This window comes from Methyloligella sp. GL2 (genome assembly GCF_013341275.1).
Taxonomy (GTDB): domain Bacteria; phylum Pseudomonadota; class Alphaproteobacteria; order Rhizobiales; family Methyloligellaceae; genus Methyloligella.
Window position 1 is genome coordinate 60,456 of sequence record NZ_CP054476.1, and the last position, 20,421, is coordinate 80,876.

Consider the following 20,421-nt stretch of genomic DNA (forward strand, 5'->3'; position numbering starts at 1 on the left):
GAAGATGCGGCGCTTTCGGCCGCGCCATTCCCACATATTGCGATACATGCATGAATATTGTTGACGTATATGCAGGCTATACGCCGTCATAGCTGAAGAGCCGATTCGAAGGCCAGCGACGCGGGAGGAACGCGATATGAGTGGTGAGCGCAGCGATTGGATTTATGTTTGGGACCCGTTCGTTCGGATCTTCCATTGGGTGTTGTTTATCGCCTTTACCGTCTCCTACCTCACCGGAGACGAGGTGATGGGGGTGCATGTCTGGTCCGGCTATCTGATCTGCCTGCTGCTGATCACGCGTATCATCTGGGGCTTCGTCGGCCCGGAGCATGCGCGCTTCTCGTCGTTCATCTACCGGCCCTCGGCGGTGTTCAGCTATCTCGGCGATCTGCTGCGCTTCCGCGGCAAGCGCTATCTCGGCCACAGCCCGGCGGGCGGCGCTATGGTGATCGCGCTGCTTCTGTCTCTGACCATCACGGTGACAAGCGGCCTGCTCAATCTCGGCGCCAACGACAATGCCGGCCCGCTGGGGTCGTTCTTCCCCGAGGTCGTCCATGAGGAACCAGCCGGTCATACCCATGATGAGGCCGCTACCGATGGGGCCGCTGCGCATGACGAAGCGGCCGCCGGCGAGGAAGAAGGCCACGTGCACACACCCTTCGGAGATGCTGCGCACGAGGTGCATGAGATCTTCGCCAATATCACCCTGGCGCTGGTGATCTTGCATGTGCTGGGCGTGATCCTTGCCAGCATCGCCCATCGCGAGCACCTGCCGCGCTCCATGGTCACCGGCTATAAGCGGCCCTAAGAGGCGGCAGCGTCCGCGCTATCTTCGGCCTCGCTTTCCGGGGTCGGATCCAGGGTCGCCGACATCGGCGTGGTGTTGGGGAAGGATTGGAAGGGCTGCTGCGCTTCGGTCGGGATCGGCGAGCCGATCCAGTGGCGCCAATAGGCGAACAGCGCAGCACCCCCGGCACAGACCCCGATAAACAGGAACAGCCCCGGACCGCCGAACACTGTCATGGTGGCGGCGGCAAAGAGCGGCCCTATCGCGGCGCCGACCGAATAGACCAGCACCAACCCGCCGCTGGCGCCGACGCGCTCATCCAGCTCCACCTGGTCGTTGGCGTGGGAGACGCAAAGCGGATAGAGGGCGAAGGCGATACCGCCGAACGCCATGGCGAGGATCAGCAGGGTCAAGCCGGGGCTCGCCACGAAGGTCAGTGCCATGCAGACGACGAAGGTGGCGGCGAAGCAGCCGACGATCACCAGGCGCCGGTCATAGCGGTCGGAGAGCCAGCCGAGCGGCCATTGCAGCAGCACACCGCCGGAAATCACCACCGTCATGAAGAAGGCGGTGGCGGTCAGGGTGAGGCCGAGCTTGGCTGCATAGACGGCGCCGAGACCATAGAATGCGCCGAGCATCACCCCCGCCGCCATGGCTCCGGTAACGCCGAGGGGCGAGATGTCGTAGAGCCGGCGCAAGGAAAAGCTGGGCTGATCGCCTAGCCCCGGCTGGGAGATGCGGGTCAGCGCCACCGGCACCACCGCAAGCGACAGCACGATCGCCGCCAGCATGAACGGCAAGGAGGGCAGATGCTCGCCGGTGGTGAGCAGAAGCTGTCCGATGGCCTGGCCGGAGAAGGTGGCGACCATGTAGCTGGCGAGGATCGCACCGCGGGTCGAGACTTCCGCCTTCTCGTTGAGCCAGCTTTCCAGGCAGATGAACACGCCGGCCATGCAGAACCCGTCGACGAACCGCAGCATCGACCAGAACATCACATCCTGATGAATGGCGTAGGCCAGGGTGCTGGCCGAGTAGATGGAGACGAAGCTGGCGAAGGAACGGATATGACCGACCCGCTGGATCACGGAGGCGGCGCGTAGCGAGCCGATGGTCAGGCCGAGAAAGTAAGCGGTCGCCACGAGGCCGATGAGCAGCGAGGAAATCCCGTCGCGCTCCATCCGCACGCTAAGCAAGGTGGCGAGGAAGCCCGTTCCCGCCATCATCATGAAGATGGCGAGAAGCAGCGTCCGGATCGGCAGGACGGCTTGCAACATTAGCTGGTGGCGCCGGCCCTCGAAGCCTCTTCGATATCCATCTCGCGCAGCTCGCGTTCGGAGGCCTCGGTGCCGGGAAGCTCGGTGCCGCGGATCGAGCAGCCGGCCGTCTCGATAACGAAGACGAGCGCCACCGCGCCGATCACACAAGCGCCCATCATGACATAAGCGGGAACCAGCGGATTGCCGGTCAATTCGATCAACCCCTCATTGAGCGCCGGAGCCGTGCCGCCGAAGATGGACGTGGAGACATTATAGGCGATGGCAAAGCCGGCGAATCGGACCTGGGTCGGGAACATCGCCGGAAATGTCGCCGAGATCGTGGCGAGCTGCGGCACATAAAGCAGGCCGAGCACGGCAAAGCCGATAAGCGCCCCCCAAAGGCCGGTGGCCATGAATTCGTAGAGCGGGACCGCCAGAACGAAGAGCCCGATCAGCGAGAACCACCACATCGGCTTGCGCCCGATCTTATCGGAGAGATGGCCCGCGAAGGGCAGGAACAGCATCATGAACAGCATGCCGATGATGGGCACCACCAAAGCCTGGTCGGTGGTGAGCCCCAGCTGCTTGGCGAAATAGGTCGGCATGAAGCTGAGCAGCGTATAATTCACCACATTCAGCGCCACCACCATGCCGCCAAGGGTCAGAAGGATCGGCCAGTAGTCGGAGATCAGATCCTTCAGTTCGGTGCCGACCTCGGTCTCCTGCTCCTCGAAGCTCTCGATTTCCTCGAAGACCGGCGTGTCCTCCATATGGGAGCGCAAATAGACGCCGACGAAACCGAGTGGCGCGGCGACCAGGAAGGGGAGCCGCCAGCCCCAATCGTGCATGGCCTCGGTTCCCAGCGCCAGGGAGGCGCCGAGCATCAAAAGCGCGCCGAAGGAGAAACCGCCCAGCGTGCCGAATTCCAGGAAGCTACCGCAGAAACCGCGCTTATCGTCGGGGGCGTATTCGGCCATGAACGTCGCCGCGCCGCCATATTCGCCGCCGGTGGAGAAGCCTTGGATCATGCGCAAGGCGATCAGCAGCACCGGGGCCCAGATGCCGATGGTCTCGTAAGACGGGACCAGGCCGATGCAGAAGGTCGAGCCCGACATCATCAAAATGGTCAGGGCGAGGATCTGCTTGCGGCCCAGCGTATCGCCGAGCGGCCCCCAGAAAATGCCGCCGAAGGGACGCACCAGGAAGGAGATGGCGAACACGGCGAGGGTATAGAGCGTCGCCTCGGTGGCGCCTTCGGGGAAGATCGCCGTGGAGATATAGACCACGCCATAAGCATAGATGCCGTAGTCGAACCATTCGGTGGCATTACCGATGGCCGAAGCGGCGATCGCTTTGCGTAAGACACCGGGCGGGGCGGCTTCTTCGGAGCCGGGGGTTACAAAATGGTCCTCGTCCGCTGCCGATGCCATAAGCCGTGTCAGTCCTTCCTGATTTGGGCGTTTCGCCCGCTAGCCAGATCGTCCGGAGGCCTTCAGGCGGCCTCCTGATTGTGATTGGAGCCGCTATCGGCGTTCACCACCAGCGCCTTGTGCAGCGCCTTGATGGCGGCCTCGTAATCCGCCGGATCGAGGATGAACTGAATATCGACATTCCGGATCTGGTACTGCATGGCCATGATCTCGACGCCGGCCTTGCCCAGCGCATCCAGCGCCGTGGGCACCAGCCCCGGGCGGTTGATGTCGCTGCCGATCACCGCGACCATGCAGATCGGCTGGGTGGTGATGGCGGCTGCCGGGAAGCGCTCTTCCAAATCGGCCACCACGGCATTCACCGTCGCCGAATTGCCTTGCAGGTAATGGGTGATGGTGTTGGCGTTGGAGGACTTGCTGACGATCCAGGCCTTGTGCCGGGTCAGCACTTCCAAGATGCCGGCGTCGTAGCCCTTCTCGCCGACCATGTCCTGCTCGAAGAATTGCATCGCGTACATGTGGCGGAGGCCGGCGACGATCTCGACGCGCGGCTTGTCGGAAACATAGTCGCCGCAGATCAGCGTGCCCTCGTCCTCGCGATCGAAGGTGTTGCGGACGCGCAAGGGAATCTCGGACTGGCGCAGGCCCCGGCCGGCACGCGGATGGATCGCCTCCATGCCGATATTGGCGAGCTGGTCGGCGACGTCGTAATTGGTGCGGCCGATCTTGCGGGCATCGTCTCCCACCAGACGCGGGTCGGCGCTGGAGAGATGGAATTCCTTATGGATGATGGCCTCGCGCGCGTCGGTAAGTACGGCGATGCGGGAAAAGGTCATCTCCGAATAGCCGCGCGCATAACGGCGCACCATGCCGCCTTCGCAGCCAGCATAGCCGGTGACGATGGGCATTTGCGTGGTCAGGTCGATGTCGTCCAGACCTTTGTGGATGCGCTCGTCGAGGCTCATGGGCTGGGTTTCGTCCCAGCCGGTGAGGTCGACGAAGACGGCGTTGACGCCGCGATCCTGCAAAAGAAGCGCAGTGCAATAAGCGCTATGAGCTTCGCCGAGGCCGGCCAGCATCTCGCGCACCGTGGCGAACTGCTCGGTGAGGCGGAAACGGCCGTGGGAGCGCAGCCGGTCGAGATCCGACAGGCAGGCGCGGGCGCCGTCGATCCGCTCATCGACGAAACGGTCGGCCTGGGCGCAGCTCATGGGCCGGGCGAACATCTCGCTATTGCGGGTATGCATCGCCTCGCGGACGCGCTCTAGCGCATCGCGCCAGGAGACATCCGGATCGTTCTTGGCGAAGGCCGAATAGACGCCCGCCTCGCTCGACTTCTTATGCTCGAGCAGCAGGTCGGTCATGCCGCCATAGGCCGAGACGACGAAGATGCGGTTATAGAGATCGGGACCGCGCCGTCCTGCGATCAGGACATTGTCGAACACCGTCTGGGTGGCGGAAATCGAGGTTCCGCCGATCTTTTCTACGCTGTGAGATGCGGTCATGCGGCCGGCGCCTCCTCGTCGCTGGTATCGGCCGGATAGGCGCCGGTCTCGTCATGAACCTCGCGGCCGGTGACCGGCGGGTTGAACACGCACGCCGTCACGATCTCGGTCTTGGGACGCAGGATATGACGATCGTGATTGTTCAGCGCATAGAGGATGCCGGGACGAAGCTCATGCACCTCGCCGGTGCCGAGATCCTCGATGGTGCCCTCGCCCGAGATCACATAGACCGACTCAAGATGGTTCTTGTAGTGGATGTGGATTTCCTTACCGGCATAGAGCTTGGTGATGTGGAAGGAGAAGCCCATGCCCTCTTTCTTCAAGAGCATGCGGGCGCTCTCCCACTCATCGGCCACAACGTTACGGTCGGAGGCGCGAACCTCCTCAAGATCGATCACAAGCATGGAAGCCCCCCTTACTCGGCAGCCACGTTAAACGCCGGGGTCATCGCCTCGCGGACACTCTCTTCCAGAATGTCGAGACCGGTGTTGAGCACATCATCGTCAATCACCAGCGCGCAGAGCACCTTGACGACCTCGTCATGGGCACCGCTGGTCTCGATGATCAGGCCGCGCTTGAAGCAGCCCTGGGTGATCTGCTCGGCGATGTCGCCGGAGCCGACATTGATGCCGCGCATCATGCCGCGGCCGCGGGTGGTGAAGCCATGGCGCTTGGCGATGGCCTCCAGACGATCCTTCAGGATCTCGCTGCGGCGCTTGACGTCGTTCTGGAAGCTGTCGTCGCTCCAGAACTCGCGCAAGGCGGCGGTGGCAGTCACGAAGGCGTGGTTGTTGCCGCGGAAGGTGCCGTTATGCTCGGCCGGCGACCAGATGTCGTATTCCGGCTTGAACAGGGTCAGCGCGAAGGGCAGGCCCATGCCGGAAAGCGACTTGGCCAGGGTGACGATATCGGGGTCGATACCGGCCTCCTCGAAGCTAAAGAAGCCGACGGTGCGTCCGCAGCCGGCCTGGATGTCGTCGGCGATCAGCAGCGCACCATGCTTCTTGGCGATGGCGGCGATGGAGCGCAGCCACTCAGGCGAAGCGGCATTGAGGCCGCCCTCGCCCTGCACCGTCTCCACGATGATGGCGGCAGGCTTGTCGAGACCGCTGGACGGATCGGACAGCTTCTTGTCGAGCAGCTCGGCGGTGTCGATGTCCGGGCCGTAATAGCCGTCGAAAGGCTCGTGGGTGACGCCGGAAAGCGGGACGCCGGCACCGGCACGCTTCTTGGCATTGCCGGTCAGCGACAGCGCGCCCAGCGTCATGCCGTGGAAGGCGTTGGTGAAGGCGATGATCTGATGGCGACCGGTCACCTTGCGGGCAAGCTTGATGGCCGCCTCGACGGCGTTGGTGCCGGTCGGGCCGGTGAACATCACCCGGTAGTCGAGCTTGCGCGGCTCCAGGATCAGCGCCTCGAAGGTCTTCAGGAAATCGGCCTTGGCATCGGTGTGCAGGTCCAGGGCATGGGTAATGCCGTCGCTCTCGATATAGTCGAGCAGCGCCTGCTTCAGCACCGGATGGTTATGGCCGTAATTCAGGCTGGAGCAGCCGGCCAGGAAGTCGAGATAGCGGCCGCCATTATCGTCGTGCATCCAGACGCCCTCGGCCCGGTTGAACTGGCGGGGCATGGAACGGGCATAGCTGCGCACGGCGGATTCGCGGCGCTCATAGATCTCGGTATCGGGATCGCTACGTGTCGGTTTCGGTGTGGCCTTCATCATAATGTCCTCTGACAGTCGTCGGTCTTAGGTTTCCAGCGGGCCGATCGTGGCCTGCCATTCGGTATCGTGCTTGCCGGCGAAATGAGCCTCGCGCTCGAAAAGCGGCGCCTTGCTCATGGTCATGCCGTGCTTCTTGGCAAAGCCGCCGAACATGGCCCAGGAGGCTCCGTTGTCCTCCGTGACCGTGGTGATCAGCTCCCTCGCGCCTTTAACGGCTGGGCGGCGCATAAGTTCGTCGAGCATGCGCCCGCCGAGCCCCTGCCCCCGTCCGTCAGGGTGAACCGCGACCTGCCAGACGAAGATCTGGTCGGGGTTGGACGGCGGGCGATACGCCGAAATCCAGCCTAGGATCCTACCCTCGCGCTCGGCCACGATGCATGTCGGCGCGAAATGCGAGGCCTGGAGAAGATTGCAATAGGCCGAATTGGTATCGAGCGGCGGACAAGCGGCGATCAGCGCCGTTATCTCAGGGCCGTCCTCTGGGCTCGGCATGCGGAAGCGAAAGTCAGACTTACCCGTCTCGTCAGTCGCTTCCCGGTTGTCGGGCTCAGGGGCCGGCCGGCTGCTCTCCGGCGGCTTGGCTATGGTGATTGTTTCCTCTCCCGAAGCTTCTTTTCCGCACGCGAAGGATACGGAGTTCCCTCTTGGCGGCTTAGATACGCAACTCGATGATCTATTTCAACCACCCATGAGGTGATAATATGGCGACAGAGGATGATTTCGGCAAAGGTTCAATAAAATTTCGTCTGGAATACTATTTATCTATTCATGGGCACTCTTATATATCTATGTAATTACCCTTTAGACCGATGTTCATTCCGTTAAATATTCACTAAAGTCGAATATTCGTCTTTTTTATAAACCTCCGGGCGGAATTGCCGCAGAAATACAACTCTGTGGAGGCAATCGGCCCTGTTTCGTGGCTAAGACGCTTTGGGGTGGGCGGCGTGGCTTGCGGAATCGAGTCCCGATGCCTGGCATCACGGTGCAGCCATACCCGTGCTAGACTTCAGACGCGCCGCATCGGCGGCGATGGAGGAAGCCCATGGTCCGCATGTTTTTGGCCCGCATGCTTTGCCTCATTCTCGCGCTTGTGCTGGGGATGCCGGCGCTGGTCTCGCCGGCCCATGCCCTGCCGGCCCCGCTGAGCGAAGAGACGCTGACCGAGAAAAGCGATCTCGTGGCGCTGATCCGCATCAACAAGGTGGAATGCGTCGGGGCGACGGTGGACTTGCGCCACTTGAAGCCGCTGCTCGCCTATCAGGCGCAAGCGGAGATCGTCGAGGTGAAGAAGGGCGACAAGGCGCCGGGCGACATCGTCATTATCGAGTTCAACGAGCTGCCGGAGGACGAGCCGGGGCCTTACGACGTGCTGTATTACCCGGGCGAGGAGGTGTGGACGCACCTGATAGCGCGCGGCCCCAATTACCGCAGCACCTGGTGGAATGCCCGCGGCAAGCTGGTACAGCCTTCGACGATGCGAAAGCTGCCCAAAGTGCCTAACCAGAGCTTCGAGGCGCCGAAGCCCGAATAGGCTTTAGAGGCGCCCGAAGATCGGAAGCTCGCCGACCAGCGGCTCGCAATAATCATAGAAGGACGGCGTCACGTCGTAGCCGGCGAGGAACTCTTCCGGCATATGGCGGGTGTGGCGCGCCACCTTGGCGAGATCCACGCGCTCGCAAGCACTGCGATAGCCCGGTCCGTTGCCGCTACGGGTGATGATCACCGAGGCGCTGGAATCGCCGGCGGCGGCGAGCTCGGCCGCATAGAGCCCAACTGCGCGGGCCTCCGAGGCATCGACGGGAGAGGGCTCCGGCCAGCAGCGCTGGATATAGCCGAAGGTGTCTGCACGGACGCGGGGCGCCTTGCCGCCGGCAGGCGTCAGCCCCTTCTTGATCAGATTGGCGAGGCCATCTCCCAAGGCGCCTGTGCCGGAAAGCTGAATATTGCCATGGGCGTCGCGCTCGGCGGCGGCCATCAGCTTGGGCCCGATCTCGTCGCCATTCTCGTCGCAAATGCCTTCGCTCACTGCGATCTGGCAGCGGCCGAGCTTGGAATAGACGGAATCGACATCGCGCAGGAAGGCGTCCTCGCTGAACGGCACTTCCGGCAGATAGATCAGATGCGCCGCATCGTAGCCTTGCGGCTCTTCGGCCGCCCGGCTCTCGCCGCGGGCCAGCGCCGCCGCCGCGGTGAGGAAGCCGGCATGACGGCCCATCACCACATTGATCTTGATGCCGCCGAGGCTCTTATTGTCCAAAGAATCGCCGAGGAAGGCCATGGCGACGAAACGCGCCGCGGAGGGATAGCCCGGGGTGTGATCGTTCTCTTTCAGGTCGTTGTCGATGGTCTTCGGCACATGGAAGCAGCGCATCTCGTAGCCGGCCTCGGCGGCCTTCTCCGAAACGATGCGGCAGGTATCGGCGGAGTCGTTGCCGCCGATATAGAAGAAGTAGCGGATGGAGTGGCGCTTGCAGCCTTCCAGGATGCGCTCGCAATAGGCCTCGTCCGGCTTGTCGCGGGTGGAGCCCAGCGCCGCGGACGGTGCGCGGGCAAGCATCTCCAGCGTCTCGTCATTCATCCCCGTCAGATCGACCAGCCCGTCCTGTCCTTCGGCGGTCAGGCCGCGCACGCCGTGGCGCATGCCGTAGATGTGCTCGATCTTGCCGTTCGCGGCGAGCCCCGCGCGCAAGCCCTGCACCACACCGACCAAGGATTGGTTGATCACCGCCGTCGGCCCGCCCGATTGGCCGATGGCAGCATTCCCGGACATCAGATCCGCCACGGAAGACTCCCTTCATTGCATTGCCCGGCGCGACAATGCCCCGGTTGCCCGCGCCCTGGCAAGACGCGGGGCGGCAGGTCACAAGAATTTCGTGAGGCTCCGTCTCGTCGTCATGCCGGCTCCAAGCCGGCATCCAGCCAAAGGCCGCGGCATCTGCAGCTGGGTACCGGCTGTTGCCGGTATGACGGGCGCTATTGAAACCGCTCCGGCGAGCCTCGTCCGTGGCGTGAAGAAACGGCATGGACCCCCGGATCAAGTCCGGGGGTGACGATGGAGGTGGGCCGCAACGCAGACCGCCTCTCCTTCGAGACGCGGGCCAACCCAGGCGGTGCCACTTTGCTGGTTGCGCGCAATGCCCGCCCTCAGGATGAGGCGGTCTAGGGCCGTGCTCTTCGTCCTATCCCCTCATAGTGAGGGCGCTTCCATCGCTTTTCTCTCGGCTACTGGATCGCCCGGTCAAGCCGGGCGATGACGCCGAAGAGTGGATAGGTCGGGACTAGGTCGAGGCTAGCCCGGCAGGCGCAGGAGGTGCAGGCTGAACAGGGCGTCGTCGTCGACCCACAGCGCCTCATGGCGCCAGCCGCTATCGGTGGCGAGCAGGCGGAACTCCGGCAGCGAATATTTGTGCGAGTTCTCGGTGTGGATGGTCTCGCCTTCGCGGAAGCGGAGGCGCTGGCCGAGCAGCGTCACGGTCTGGTCCTCGAGGCTGATCAGATGCATCTCCACCCGGCCGAAGCGCCCATCGTAGATCGCCTCGTGGCGGAAGGCGGAAACATCGAAATCGCCGCCGAGCTCGCGATTGATGCGGGCCAGGAGGTTGAGATTGAACTCGGCTGTGACACCTCGGGAATCGTTATAGGCGCGGATCAGGGTCTCGGGCCGCTTGCGCAGATCGGCGCCGATCAGGAAGCCAGCGCCGGGGCCGAGAGAGCGGCCGGCATTAGTGAGGAAGCGACGCGCCTCTCGCTGATCGAGATTGCCGATGGTGGAGCCGGAGAAGAAGCCGAGCCGCGCACCGGACGCTGCCTCCGGCAGCTTGACCGGCTTGGTGAAGTCCGCGACCTGAGGCAGGATTTCGAGCGATACGTAATCGGCCTCCAGCGCCGCCTTGGCCTGGGCCAGACAGCTCTCCTCGATATCGAGCGGAACGTAGGTCTCAAGCCCGTCCAGCGCGTCGATCAAGAGACGCGTCTTGCGGCTGGAGCCGGAGCCGAACTCGACGAGGGTCTTGGCGGGACCGGCCGCCTCGGCCATCTCGCCGGCATAGCGCTCCAGGAGCCCGATCTCGGTGCGGGTCGGGTAATACTCCTCCAGCCCGGTGATCTCCTCGAACAGCTCCGAGCCGCGCGCATCGTAGAGGAAGCGCGAGGGAATGGCTTTTCGAGGTGCGGAAAGTCCGGCGAGCACGGCTTCGGCGAACTCGGCCTGTTCTTCGGGAAGCGCGGCAGCGTCCAGCGACGCCGCGGCGGCCACCTCCTTGGGCGAAGATTTCTCGGGCAAAGACTTCTTGGACAAAGACTTGCTCACGCTCAAGCGTCCGCCGCGAGGCGCAGCCCGGTGAACTGCCAGCGCTGGAAGGGATAGAAGAAGTTGCGGTAGCTGCGCCGGATATGGCCTTCCGGGGTGGCGCAGGAGCCGCCCTTCAGCACGAACTGATTACACATGAACTTTCCATTGTATTCGCCAACCGCGCCGACCGCCGGCTTGAAGCCGGGATAGGCGAGATAGGCGCTTGCGGTCCATTCCCAGACATCGCCGAACATCTGCTGCAAACCCTCGCCGCTTGCGGCGGGCATCGGGCGCAGATGATCGGCGCCGAGGGTGCGGCCCGTCTCGGGAAGATCGCGGGAGGCGACCTCCCATTCGAACTCACTCGGCAAGCGGGCTCCGGCCCAGCGGGCGAACGCATCGGCCTCGAAGAAGCTGATATGGGTGACGGGGGCGGCCGGGTCTACCGGGCGGAACCCGCGCAGGCTCATCTGCAGATAGCCGCCATCGGCCTTCTCCCAATAGAGCGGCATCTCCCAGCCTTTTCGCTGGATGCGGGCCCAGCCGTCGGAGAGCCAGAGGGTCGGCACGCGATAGGCGCCGTCCTCGATGAATTCGATCCATTCGGCATTGGTGACGCAGCGGTTTGCCAGCTTGAACGGGCGGATCAGCTGCTCGTGCCGCGGGCCTTCATTGTCGTAGGCGAAGCCATTGCCGTCATGGCCGACCTCGAAGATGCCGCCATCGAAGGACGACCAGGTCAGCGGCGCCGGACTTTCCGCATTGGTGCCCATGGGGCCTTCGCGATAGGCCGGCCTCAGCGGCTCGGCTGCGAACAGCGAAAGGATATCGGTCAGCGCCAGCTCCTGGTGCTGCTGCTCGTGATTGATGCCGAGCTCGATCAGGTCGCGCGCCTCGCCGCTCAGTTCCTCCTGGAACAGGGTTTCGAGCGCCTGATCGACATAAGCGCGATAGCCGCGCACCTGCTCGGCCGAGGGGCGGGTGAGCAGACCGCGCTTGGCGCGGGGGTGGCGGTCGCCGACCGTGTCGTAATAGGAGTTGAAGCAATATTCGAAGGCCTCGTCATAAATGCGATAGCCGGGCAGGAAGCTCTTCAGGACGAAGGCCTCGAAGAACCAGGTGACGTGGGCCAGGTGCCATTTGGTGGGGCTAGCATCGTCCATGGCCTGGACGACCTGATCTTCGTCGCTGAGCGGCGCGGCCAGGCTGAGTGAGGTGCGCCGCGTCTGCATCAGCCGGGCCAGAAGCGGATCGTCTTCCCCGTGCGACTCGGTTTCCGGGCCCGTATGGACCGCTTCTGAAATGCTCAAAACGCGCCTCCTTATCCCCGCCCGCGGCAAACCCTAGCCCAGGCAATCGTATCGGCCAAATGCCTCAATGACAGGATGGTTCCCCGCGCGCCTTGCGCGCACGTGCTGCGGCTTTCGGGATCTTGTTTCGGGATCTTGCGCCCGGCTTGCCGCGCCGCGGCGAATGGGACAGCATAGAGGCCGATCAAGACGATGACGCGAAGATCCATGACCGCCAGCAACGCACCGCTCAACGCATCGATAGACGAAACCGACGACCCGGTGAGCTGCCCCGACGGGCGGCAATCGCCTGCCGCGGCTGCGCTGCAGCGCGGGGTAAGCCGGGCCTTGCGCGCCCTCGGCCATTCGGTGGTGACCGAGCTGGTGCTCGCCGGCGGGCGCCGCGCCGATGTGGTGGGGCTGTCGCCGTCGGGCGATATCTGGATCGTGGAGATCAAATCCTGCCTGGCGGATTTCCAGGCGGACAATAAATGGTTCGAATATCTGGACCATTGCGACCGGCTGTATTTCGCGGTCGCAACGGACTTCCCTATTGAGGTGCTGCCGGGCGAAGCCGGGCTAATCCTGGCCGACCGGTTCGGCGCGGAGATCCAACGCGAGCCGAGCGAAGACCGGCTCACCGCGGCGCGGCGGAAAGCCATGACGCTTTCCTTCGCGCGCGCAGCAGCGCTCCGCCTGCAGCGGAGCATCGATCCCTATTGCGGGAGCTGACTGGGATTGCCGATTATTTGGGGGCGCGCTTGGCCAGGATGCGCTGGAGGGTACGGCGGTGCATGTTCAGCCGGCGCGCCGTCTCCGACACATTCCGGTTGCACAGCTCATAGACCCGCTGGATGTGCTCCCAACGCACACGGTCGGCCGACATCGGATTTTCCGGCGGCGGCGCCTTGCCGTCCTTGGTGATCAGGGCGTTGTAGACATCGTCGGCATCGGCCGGCTTGGCGAGGTAATCGACCGCGCCGAGCTTCACCGCGTTCACGGCGGTGGCGATATTGCCGTAGCCGGTGAGAACCACAGCGCGGGCCTCGGGCCGAAGATCCTTGAGCGCGGCAATAACGTCGATGCCGTTGCCGTCGTCCAGCCGCATATCCACCACGGCAAAGGCCGGCGGGCTTTTGCGGAGCGCGGCGAGGCCTTCCTCCACGGTCGGCGCAGTCTCGACGTGGAATCCGCGCGTCTCCATGGCGCGCGCCAGGCGCGTCAGGAATGCCTTGTCATCATCGACGATCAGCAGCGACTTGTCGTACTGATCCGCTTCGATTTCGATCGCTTGAGCTTCCATGATCTTCACTTTCTATCGTCCGGAACCGCCCCGCTCCAGTTTAAAATCCCTAGAAGGTAAAGCTCTTCCGTGGCTCTGTTCGGGAGCCAAGCTCCCGGAATGGCTAGGAATTCTGTCTATATAGGGGATTGTTTAGCAGAATCCCACTAGCGATGACCAATTTCGCCACAGAACCCTTAATAGGCCCTTGGTATCCCTGTCTTGCATTGAACCTTGGTATTAGAGCCGCGACGCGGCGGAATTACTGCCAGGGTTCTTCGAATCGCGCCCGCGGCCAGATCACCGTCACCACCGCGCCGCCGGGGGATTTGTCCCGGTTGGCGAGCTTGAGCCGAGCGCCGGAGCGCTCCAGCAGGGTTTTGGCGATGAAGAAGCCGAGGCCCATGCCGATATGCTCGTCCGGCGCCTCCTCGCCCCAGCTCTCGCTAGGCCTTGTGGTGACGAAAGGCTCGCCGAGCTGCTCCAGCACGTCGGCCGGGAAGCCGGTGCCGTCATCGGCGATGGTGATGCGCACCTCGTCGGCGGTCCAGACGGCTTCCGTCTCCACCTTATTGGCGGCGAAGTCGATGGCGTTCTCGATCAGATTTCCCAGACCGTAGAGCACACCGGGATTGCGCTGCATCACCGGCTCGCGGGCGGCCGGCGTTTCGGGCTCGACGCCGGGCGGCGGTCCGGTCTTGATCTCGATCGGCACGGTGACCAGGCGGTGCGGCGCCACCACCTCTTCCATCAGCTGGGTGACCGGCATGCGGGAGACGATCAGATCGTTCTGCTCGGCCTTGGCGGCGAGTTGGGCGAGGATCTCGCGGCAGCGCTCGGCCTGGCTGCGCAGCAAGGCCAGATCGTCATGGCGGGGATCGCCTTCTTCGACGTCGCGCAGCAGCTCCTTGCTGACCACGGAGATGGTGGCCAGCGGCGTGCCGAGCCCGTGCGCCGCCGCAGCGGCAAGACCGTCCAGCGCCGAAAGCCGCTGCTCGCGGGCCAACACCATTTCGGCGGCAGCCAGGGCCTCCGCCATGCGGCGGCCCTCCTCCGCGGTGCGCCAGGAATAGAAGCCGATGAACATCAGGCCGGAGACCACCGTGGCCCAGATACCGAGCACATAATAGAAGGGAAGCTGCAGCCCGCCCGGCTCGAACCAGGGCAGAGGGTGGTGATAAACGGTCAGCAGGCTCGCCAGCAAAATCGTCAGCGCGCCAAGCGCCAAGGTCACCCGCGGCGGCTGGGTCGCCGCCGAGACCGTCACCGGTGCGACAAGCAGGAAGGAGAACGGGTTCTCCAGCCCGCCGGTAAGATAAAGCAGCGCGGCCATCTGCAAGATGTCGTAGGCGAGCATCAGCAGGGCGGCCCGGCTCGGCAGGCGCTGGCTCGCCGGATAGACCAGGCGCAACGCCACGTTGAGCCAAGCCGAGCAGGCAATGGCGATCAGGCAGCCGGCGATGGGGAGATCGATCCCCAGCACCCAATAGACCCCGACCACCGTAGCGCTCTGGCCGAGGATGGCCAGCCAGCGCAGGCGGACCATGGTCTGAAGGCGCAGCCGCGTGCGGCCGCGCTGCAGCCATTCGGGTAGACTCGTCGCAGCGCGACGCTGGATATGCTGTTCGGCAACACTCATGGTGCACTCGCCATAATTCGGTCAAAGCGGGCGCGCAAGGCCAACACGTCCTAAATCATAGGGCCTGGGGCTACGTCCGGCTCCCGATTTCTGCTACGAACCGCGCAGGTTTCGCTACGCAGAAGCCTCTACGCGGTAAAGAACGCCTAATTTTCGGTTTTCCCAATTCTCGGATTCTTATGCCTCGCCTCCTCACCGTTATCGTCATCGCCTTCGTGATCGGCGCCGCCGGCGGATTGGCCGCGCTGCTGATCGCCAACCCGCCCAGCGAGCAGGTCAAAAGCTCCGGTACGGCGCTGATCGGCGGGCCGTTCACCCTGACCGATCAGAACGGCAAGCAGGTCACCGACGAGGATTTCCGCGGCCGCCACATGCTGGTGTTCTTCGGCTTCACCCATTGCCCGGATATTTGCCCGGCGGAGCTGCAGGTGATGGCGGCGGCGATGGACGAGCTCGGCGATAAGGCCAAGGAGATCGTGCCGGTGTTCATCAGCGTCGATCCGGGACGCGACACACCGGAGGCGTTAAAAGCTTATTTGAGCAATTTCGGAGACGAATTCGTCGGCCTCACCGGGACCGACGAGCAAATTGCAAAAGTGGCGAAGGAATACCGCGTCACCTATTCGACCCATAAGGAAGAAAGCGCGGAGAACTACACCGTAGATCATTCCGCCATCGTCTATCTCATGGGCCCGGACGGGAAATATCTCGATCACTTCTCCTACGGCACAAGTGCTTCCAAAATGGCGCAGACGCTGAAGCGCTACCTTTAGCCGCGCCAGACCTCCCCCATCCACGCCATAAACTTACGTTGCAATGCAGCGAAAGTGTCCCATTTTTATGGTGCACTGCGGCATAAGCCAGAGGTCACACGATGCTCTACCATCTCTATGAATTCAATCACGCGGCCCTCAGTCCGGCACGCGCGGCGGCCGACGCCTACCGGCTGATGTTCCGCCATCCGCTGAATCCGGCCTCGCATACCCCGCTGGGGCGCACCGCGGCGGCGGCGCTGGAGCTGTTCGAGCGCACCACACGGCGCTATCGCCGGCCGGCCTGGCGTATCGACGAGGTGACCGTGGACGGCGTCAAAGTGCCGGTGCGCGAGCGCACGCTTCTGGAGAAGCCGTTCTGCCGCCTGGTGCATTTCGAGCGCGACCTGACCGGCGTGCGCCGCAAGCGCGACAACAAGGTGCTGATCGTGGCCCCCATGGCGGGGCATTTCCCGACCCTGCTCCGGGGCACGGTGCGCGACATGCTGGCCGAGCACGATGTCTACGTCACCGAGTGGGAGGATGCGCGTAATGTGCCGCTGGCCGCCGGCTCCTTCGACCTCAATGACTATGTCGACTATATCGTTGATTTTCTGCGCTTTTTCGGCGGCGATGTGCATGTCATGGCGGTCTGCCAGCCGACCGTGCCGGTGTTTGTCGCGGTCTCCCTGATGGAGGCGGCGAAGGATCCCGCCGTGCCGAACTCCATGATCCTGATGGCCGGACCGCTGGATGTGCGGGAGAGCCCGACAGCGGTGAACTGCTTCGCCCACGACCGGGGCCTGGACTGGTTCAAGCGCAATGTGATCACGCAAGTGCCGTTCCCTAATCCGGGGGTAATGCGCGACGTTTATCCCGGTTTTCTGCAGCTCACCGGCTTCATGGGCATGAATCTGGACCGCCACATCACCGCCCATCGCGATCTGTTCCAGCATTTGGTCCAGGGCGATGGGGATTCGGCGGAGAAGCACAGGGAATTCTACGACGAATTCCTTGCGGTGATGGATCTGACGGCCGAATTCTACCTGCAGACCATCGACGAGGTCTTCCTCAGGCATACGCTGCCCTCAGGCGAGATGACCCATCGCGGCGTGGCCGTGGATCCCTCGAAAATCGAGCGTGTGGCGCTGATGACCGTTGAAGGCGAGAAGGACGATATCGCCGGAATCGGCCAAACCAAGGCCGCGCACACGATGGCAAAGAAGCTTCCCGACAACATGCGCGAGCATTATGAGCAGCCGGGCGTCGGACACTATGGCGTTTTCAACGGTTCGCGCTATCGTGCCGAAATCGTGCCGCGAATTCGCGATTTCATTGCGATGCATAACCGCAAGGAAAGCCGCCTGGCCCGAGCCTTCGGAAACCTGATCGGCTAGCTTTCGCGGACGCCAAGACCCGTTACAGGGCTATGGTAGTGTATGGGGGAAAACCGCTGATTCGTGGCGGTTTTGCACGTGTCAGGGAGTCCGTTAATGCTCAAGCGGCTGAAGCCAAGCCGGGGAGAAACCATCGAACTTAGCGTGAAGGGTCTGGATATCCCGATCCTTCTGAAACGCAGTCCGCGTGCGCGGCGCTTCAGCCTCCAGGTCTCGGAGGCAAAGCGCGGCGCCATGCTGACCATGCCGAGCTATTCCAGCTTCGCGGAGGCGGACGAGTTCCTGTCCCGCCATCTGGATTGGCTGAAAGAGCGGGTGGCGGGCTTGTCCGAGCCGGTGCCGTTCACCGACGGGGCCATCGTTCCCTTGCGCGGCTTCGCTCATACGGTGCATTTCGCCGGCTCGGTGCGCCGGCGCGGCGTCGTCTGGGTGGAAGACGGCGAGGATACGCTTGCCGCTCCGGCCTGGCCGGAAGGGGTGGCGGAGGATACCGATCTCTTGCCCAAGCTCTGCGTCTCGGGCGAGGAAGATCACGCCCCGCGCCGGCTGATGGATTGGCTGCGGCGCCAGGCGCATCACGATCTCAAGGACCGCGTCGCGTTCTTCGCCCAGCAAATGAAGCTGGAGCCGAAGCGCATCTTCATCCGCGATCAGACCACCCGCTGGGGCTCCTGCTCCACCTCGGGCGCGCTGTCCTTCTCCTGGCGGCTGATTCTGGCGCCGAGCTTCGTGCTGGATTATCTCGCCGTGCACGAGGTGGCGCATCTGGCGCATATGAATCACGGGCCGCGCTTCTGGAAGCTGGTGGAAAAAACCATGCCCGATTACGAAGAGGCGCAAGCCTGGCTTCGGGTGCATGGCGCGAGCCTGCATCGCTATGGCGCCGAGGCAATGAAGCCCGCGGGCGCGGCGAGCTCGCCAGCGCGATCCATCGAATAGAGGTAAAACGTCGGCCGCTAGTTGGTGCTGCCGGTGAAGACCGACAGCATGCGCTGCAGCCAGGCTGAGCTGTCGCCGCCGCCACGCGGCTGCCAGCCGGCCTGGCCTGCGGCCGAGGCGATGCCGGGCGTATAGGTGCCGGGAAGCGCATAGGGCACCTTGTCCCGGTGGGCGGTGAGCATGGTGTCGTGCCAGACCTCGGCCGGGATGGTGCCGCCGGTCACCTTCTTCATCGGGCTGTTATCGTCATTGCCGATCCAGACCCCGGCGAGGTAATGCGCCGTGTAGCCAACGAACCAGGCATCGCGGGAATCCTGCGTGGTGCCGGTCTTGCCGCCGGCCACATGAGAGGGGATGCCGGCGCGCTTGCCCGTGCCGCTGACCACCACCGCATTCAGCATGTCGTTCATCGCTCCGATCTGGGCGGGCGCGACGGCCGGCGCGGCAGGCGATTCCTTCCAGACATAGAGCGTGCGGCCATCGGCGTTGCGGATGCGCTGGATGACATGAACTTGCGCACGCATGCCGCCATTGGAGAACGGGGCGTAAGCGGCGGTCAGCTCCAGCAGGCTGACCTCGGCGGTGCCGAGCGCGATGGAGGGCTGCATATGCAGAGTGGATTCGATGCCGAGGCGGTGGGCGGTATTGACCACCCGCGCGGCGCCGATCTTGGCGACCAGCTTCACCGCCACGGAGTTGATCGAGTGCTCCAGGCCTTGGCGAAGCGTGACCTCGCCGCGATAGCTCTTCTCGTAATTCTTCGGGGTCCAGCCCTTCACCGTCACCGGCGAATCATAGGCGATGGAATCGGGGGAGTAACCGGCCTCCATCGCCGCCAGATAGACGAACGGCTTGAAGGCAGAACCCGGCTGGCGCTTGGCCTTCACCGCCCGGTTATAGGGGCTGGTCTGATAGGAACGCCCGCCGACAAGCGCCTGCACCGCGCCGGTGGGGCTGAGCACCACGATGGCGCCTTCCGATGCGTTCTTCTCCTTGCCCTCTTTCTCCAGCCGCTCGGCAAGGCTCGTCTGGGCTGCCTTCTGCAAGCTGGAATCGATGGTGGTGTCGACGATCAGATCGCCGTGGCTGTCGCCAACATATTGCGGCAGAAGCTCCGCCACCCAGTCGACGATATAAGGATAGCCGGCCTGATCGCCCTCGGCGCGCAGCCCTAAGGGCTCGGCGGCCGCCTGCTTGGCCTCGGCCTGGGAGATGAAGCCGGCCTCGACCATGTTTTGCAGCACGATCTCCAGCCGCGAATTGGCCAGCGCCCGGCTGCGTGTCGGGGCATAGGTCGACGGCGCCTTCAGCAGGCCCGCCAGCATGGCGGATTCGGGTAGGTTCAGATCCCGCGCCGACTTGCCGAAATAGCGCTGGGAGGCGGCCTCGACGCCGTAAGCGCCGCCGCCGAAATACACGCGATTGAGATAGAGCTCCAGGATCTGCTCTTTGTCGAAGCGCTTCTCCAGCCAGATGGCGTAGATCATCTCCTCGAGCTTGCGGGCGATGGTGCGGTCCGGCTTGAGGAACAGGTTCTTGGCGAGCTGCTGGGTGATGGTGGAGCCGCCCTCAACGAAGGCGCCGGCCATGATGTCGACCCAGGCGGCACGGGCAAGGCCGATCGGATCGATGCCGAAATGGCTGTAGAAGCGGCGGTCCTCGGTGGCAATCACCGCTTCAATCAGGTGCGGCGGCAGCTCGGCGAAGCTGACATGGCCGCGGCGAAGGCCCTTCTCCGCCAACACGGTGCCGTCGGCGGCGACCACTTTCACATTGGGCGGGCGGTCGTCCAGCGCCAGCAGCACCGGATCGGGCAGCTTGGAGGTGAGGTAGATGCCGACGACGCCGAAGGCCAGCGCGCCCAGCAGGCAGACCAGCACGACCAGCTTGATCGCGCCGCCGAGAAACGAGCCGCGCTTGGCGTCGCGGCGCGCCGTCTTGCCACGGGCGCCGGATCTGCTGCCGGACTTGCGGCGGACCGCTTTCCGCGGTTTATCGAAATGGGGTTCGATCCGCTCACTGCGGGACGCGCCCCGTCCTGCAGGCCGCTTCTTACGCTGCGTCGCCATTCGCTCTGTCGGCCTGGTCCGTCAAGTGTACGATTTACCGGAATCTTGCCGCGAGCATA

Annotated in this window: 18 protein-coding genes; 6 read left to right on the forward strand and 12 right to left on the reverse strand. The window is 63.7% G+C overall.

Annotated elements, in window-relative coordinates; all coding sequences use genetic code 11:
• Positions 1–136 precede the first annotated feature (136 nt).
• Positions 137–808, forward strand: a complete 672-nt coding sequence (locus tag HT051_RS00265; protein ID WP_174540177.1) for a cytochrome b/b6 domain-containing protein — start codon at positions 137–139, stop codon at positions 806–808.
• Here HT051_RS00265 and HT051_RS00270 read toward each other — a convergent pair.
• The 6 genes from HT051_RS00270 to ectA form a co-directional block, all read right to left on the reverse strand.
• Positions 805–2,061, reverse strand: a complete 1,257-nt coding sequence (locus tag HT051_RS00270; RefSeq protein ID WP_174540178.1) for an MFS transporter — start codon at positions 2,059–2,061, stop codon at positions 805–807. The genes HT051_RS00265 and HT051_RS00270 overlap by 4 nt on opposite strands.
• A complete protein-coding gene (locus HT051_RS00275) occupies positions 2,061–3,473 on the reverse strand; it encodes an MFS transporter (protein WP_174540179.1) in 1,413 nt (470 codons plus the stop codon). The genes HT051_RS00270 and HT051_RS00275 overlap by 1 nt, the downstream gene beginning before the upstream one ends.
• 62 nt (positions 3,474–3,535) lie before the next feature.
• Positions 3,536–4,978: an aspartate kinase gene (locus HT051_RS00280; RefSeq protein ID WP_174540180.1), complete on the reverse strand. Its 1,443-nt coding sequence runs from the start codon at positions 4,976–4,978 to the stop codon at positions 3,536–3,538.
• Complete coding sequence (locus tag HT051_RS00285) at positions 4,975–5,382, reverse strand: ectoine synthase (protein ID WP_174540181.1); 408 nt, start codon at positions 5,380–5,382, stop codon at positions 4,975–4,977. Before HT051_RS00285 ends, HT051_RS00280 begins: the two co-directional genes overlap by 4 nt.
• A gap of 11 nt (positions 5,383–5,393) precedes the next feature.
• Entirely contained in the window at positions 5,394–6,701 is a 1,308-nt protein-coding gene (gene ectB / locus HT051_RS00290) for a diaminobutyrate--2-oxoglutarate transaminase (protein WP_246810119.1), read from the reverse strand.
• 24 nt (positions 6,702–6,725) lie between these two features.
• Entirely contained in the window at positions 6,726–7,193 is a 468-nt protein-coding gene (gene ectA / locus HT051_RS00295) for a diaminobutyrate acetyltransferase (RefSeq protein WP_174540182.1), read from the reverse strand.
• A 553-nt stretch (positions 7,194–7,746) separates the two neighbouring features.
• Between ectA and HT051_RS00300 the strand changes: the two genes are divergently transcribed.
• Positions 7,747–8,235, forward strand: coding sequence for a hypothetical protein (locus HT051_RS00300; RefSeq protein WP_174540183.1), 489 nt, complete (start codon positions 7,747–7,749; stop codon positions 8,233–8,235).
• Between the two features lie 3 nt (positions 8,236–8,238).
• Here the strand turns inward: HT051_RS00300 and HT051_RS00305 are convergent, their stop codons facing one another.
• The 3 genes from HT051_RS00305 to egtB form a co-directional block, all read right to left on the reverse strand.
• The gene (locus HT051_RS00305; RefSeq protein WP_174540184.1) at positions 8,239–9,474 is read right to left on the reverse strand and encodes a 6-phosphofructokinase; all 1,236 of its coding nucleotides are present in this window, start codon (positions 9,472–9,474) and stop codon (positions 8,239–8,241) included.
• Positions 9,475–9,993: 519 nt separating this feature from the next.
• The gene (gene egtD, locus HT051_RS00310; RefSeq protein ID WP_246810120.1) at positions 9,994–11,013 is read right to left on the reverse strand and encodes an L-histidine N(alpha)-methyltransferase; all 1,020 of its coding nucleotides are present in this window, start codon (positions 11,011–11,013) and stop codon (positions 9,994–9,996) included.
• 2 nt (positions 11,014–11,015) lie between these two features.
• Positions 11,016–12,299, reverse strand: a complete 1,284-nt coding sequence (egtB, locus tag HT051_RS00315) for an ergothioneine biosynthesis protein EgtB (RefSeq protein WP_371740616.1) — start codon at positions 12,297–12,299, stop codon at positions 11,016–11,018.
• Positions 12,300–12,512: 213 nt separating this feature from the next.
• Between egtB and HT051_RS00320 the strand changes: the two genes are divergently transcribed.
• Positions 12,513–13,016, forward strand: a complete 504-nt coding sequence (locus HT051_RS00320; RefSeq protein ID WP_174540185.1) for an MmcB family DNA repair protein — start codon at positions 12,513–12,515, stop codon at positions 13,014–13,016.
• Positions 13,017–13,029: 13 nt separating this feature from the next.
• On the opposite strand, the gene HT051_RS00325 is transcribed toward HT051_RS00320, so the two are convergent.
• Positions 13,030–13,587 carry an ActR/PrrA/RegA family redox response regulator transcription factor gene (locus tag HT051_RS00325; RefSeq protein ID WP_174540186.1) on the reverse strand — a complete coding sequence of 186 codons (558 nt, stop codon included), beginning with the start codon at positions 13,585–13,587 and terminating at the stop codon, positions 13,030–13,032.
• Between the two features lie 241 nt (positions 13,588–13,828).
• Positions 13,829–15,205 (reverse strand): ActS/PrrB/RegB family redox-sensitive histidine kinase, encoded by a 1,377-nt coding sequence (locus HT051_RS00330; RefSeq protein ID WP_174540187.1) that lies wholly within the window; start codon positions 15,203–15,205, stop codon positions 13,829–13,831.
• 179 nt (positions 15,206–15,384) lie between these two features.
• On the opposite strand from HT051_RS00330, the gene HT051_RS00335 reads away from it, so the two are divergent.
• The 3 genes from HT051_RS00335 (at position 15,385) to HT051_RS00345 (ending at position 18,293) form a co-directional block, all read left to right on the forward strand.
• Complete coding sequence (locus HT051_RS00335) at positions 15,385–15,978, forward strand: SCO family protein (protein WP_174540188.1); 594 nt, start codon at positions 15,385–15,387, stop codon at positions 15,976–15,978.
• Between the two features lie 101 nt (positions 15,979–16,079).
• The gene (locus HT051_RS00340; protein ID WP_174540189.1) at positions 16,080–17,354 is read left to right on the forward strand and encodes a polyhydroxyalkanoate depolymerase; all 1,275 of its coding nucleotides are present in this window, start codon (positions 16,080–16,082) and stop codon (positions 17,352–17,354) included.
• 96 nt (positions 17,355–17,450) lie between these two features.
• Positions 17,451–18,293 carry a M48 family metallopeptidase gene (locus HT051_RS00345; RefSeq protein ID WP_174540190.1) on the forward strand — a complete coding sequence of 281 codons (843 nt, stop codon included), beginning with the start codon at positions 17,451–17,453 and terminating at the stop codon, positions 18,291–18,293.
• A gap of 17 nt (positions 18,294–18,310) precedes the next feature.
• Here HT051_RS00345 and HT051_RS00350 read toward each other — a convergent pair whose 3' ends face one another.
• Complete coding sequence (locus HT051_RS00350; RefSeq protein WP_174540191.1) at positions 18,311–20,362, reverse strand: transglycosylase domain-containing protein; 2,052 nt, start codon at positions 20,360–20,362, stop codon at positions 18,311–18,313.
• Positions 20,363–20,421 lie beyond the last annotated feature (59 nt).

Excerpts from the sequence above, each read along its gene's own strand:
- HT051_RS00265 (WP_174540177.1), top strand. The coding sequence starts at position 137 with ATGAGTGGTGAGCGCAGCGATTGGATTTATGTTTGGGACCCGTTCGTT.
- HT051_RS00270 (WP_174540178.1), bottom strand. The coding sequence starts at position 2,061 with ATGTTGCAAGCCGTCCTGCCGATCCGGACGCTGCTTCTCGCCATCTTC.
- HT051_RS00275 (WP_174540179.1), bottom strand. The coding sequence starts at position 3,473 with ATGGCATCGGCAGCGGACGAGGACCATTTTGTAACCCCCGGCTCCGAA.
- HT051_RS00280 (WP_174540180.1), bottom strand. The coding sequence starts at position 4,978 with ATGACCGCATCTCACAGCGTAGAAAAGATCGGCGGAACCTCGATTTCC.
- HT051_RS00285 (WP_174540181.1), bottom strand. The coding sequence starts at position 5,382 with ATGCTTGTGATCGATCTTGAGGAGGTTCGCGCCTCCGACCGTAACGTT.
- ectB (WP_246810119.1), bottom strand. The coding sequence starts at position 6,701 with ATGATGAAGGCCACACCGAAACCGACACGTAGCGATCCCGATACCGAG.
- ectA (WP_174540182.1), bottom strand. The coding sequence starts at position 7,193 with ATGCCGAGCCCAGAGGACGGCCCTGAGATAACGGCGCTGATCGCCGCT.
- HT051_RS00300 (WP_174540183.1), top strand. The coding sequence starts at position 7,747 with ATGGTCCGCATGTTTTTGGCCCGCATGCTTTGCCTCATTCTCGCGCTT.
- HT051_RS00305 (WP_174540184.1), bottom strand. The coding sequence starts at position 9,474 with ATGTCCGGGAATGCTGCCATCGGCCAATCGGGCGGGCCGACGGCGGTG.
- HT051_RS00320 (WP_174540185.1), top strand. The coding sequence starts at position 12,513 with ATGACCGCCAGCAACGCACCGCTCAACGCATCGATAGACGAAACCGAC.
- HT051_RS00325 (WP_174540186.1), bottom strand. The coding sequence starts at position 13,587 with ATGGAAGCTCAAGCGATCGAAATCGAAGCGGATCAGTACGACAAGTCG.
- HT051_RS00330 (WP_174540187.1), bottom strand. The coding sequence starts at position 15,205 with ATGAGTGTTGCCGAACAGCATATCCAGCGTCGCGCTGCGACGAGTCTA.
- HT051_RS00335 (WP_174540188.1), top strand. The coding sequence starts at position 15,385 with ATGCCTCGCCTCCTCACCGTTATCGTCATCGCCTTCGTGATCGGCGCC.
- HT051_RS00340 (WP_174540189.1), top strand. The coding sequence starts at position 16,080 with ATGCTCTACCATCTCTATGAATTCAATCACGCGGCCCTCAGTCCGGCA.
- HT051_RS00345 (WP_174540190.1), top strand. The coding sequence starts at position 17,451 with ATGCTCAAGCGGCTGAAGCCAAGCCGGGGAGAAACCATCGAACTTAGC.
- HT051_RS00350 (WP_174540191.1), bottom strand. The coding sequence starts at position 20,362 with ATGGCGACGCAGCGTAAGAAGCGGCCTGCAGGACGGGGCGCGTCCCGC.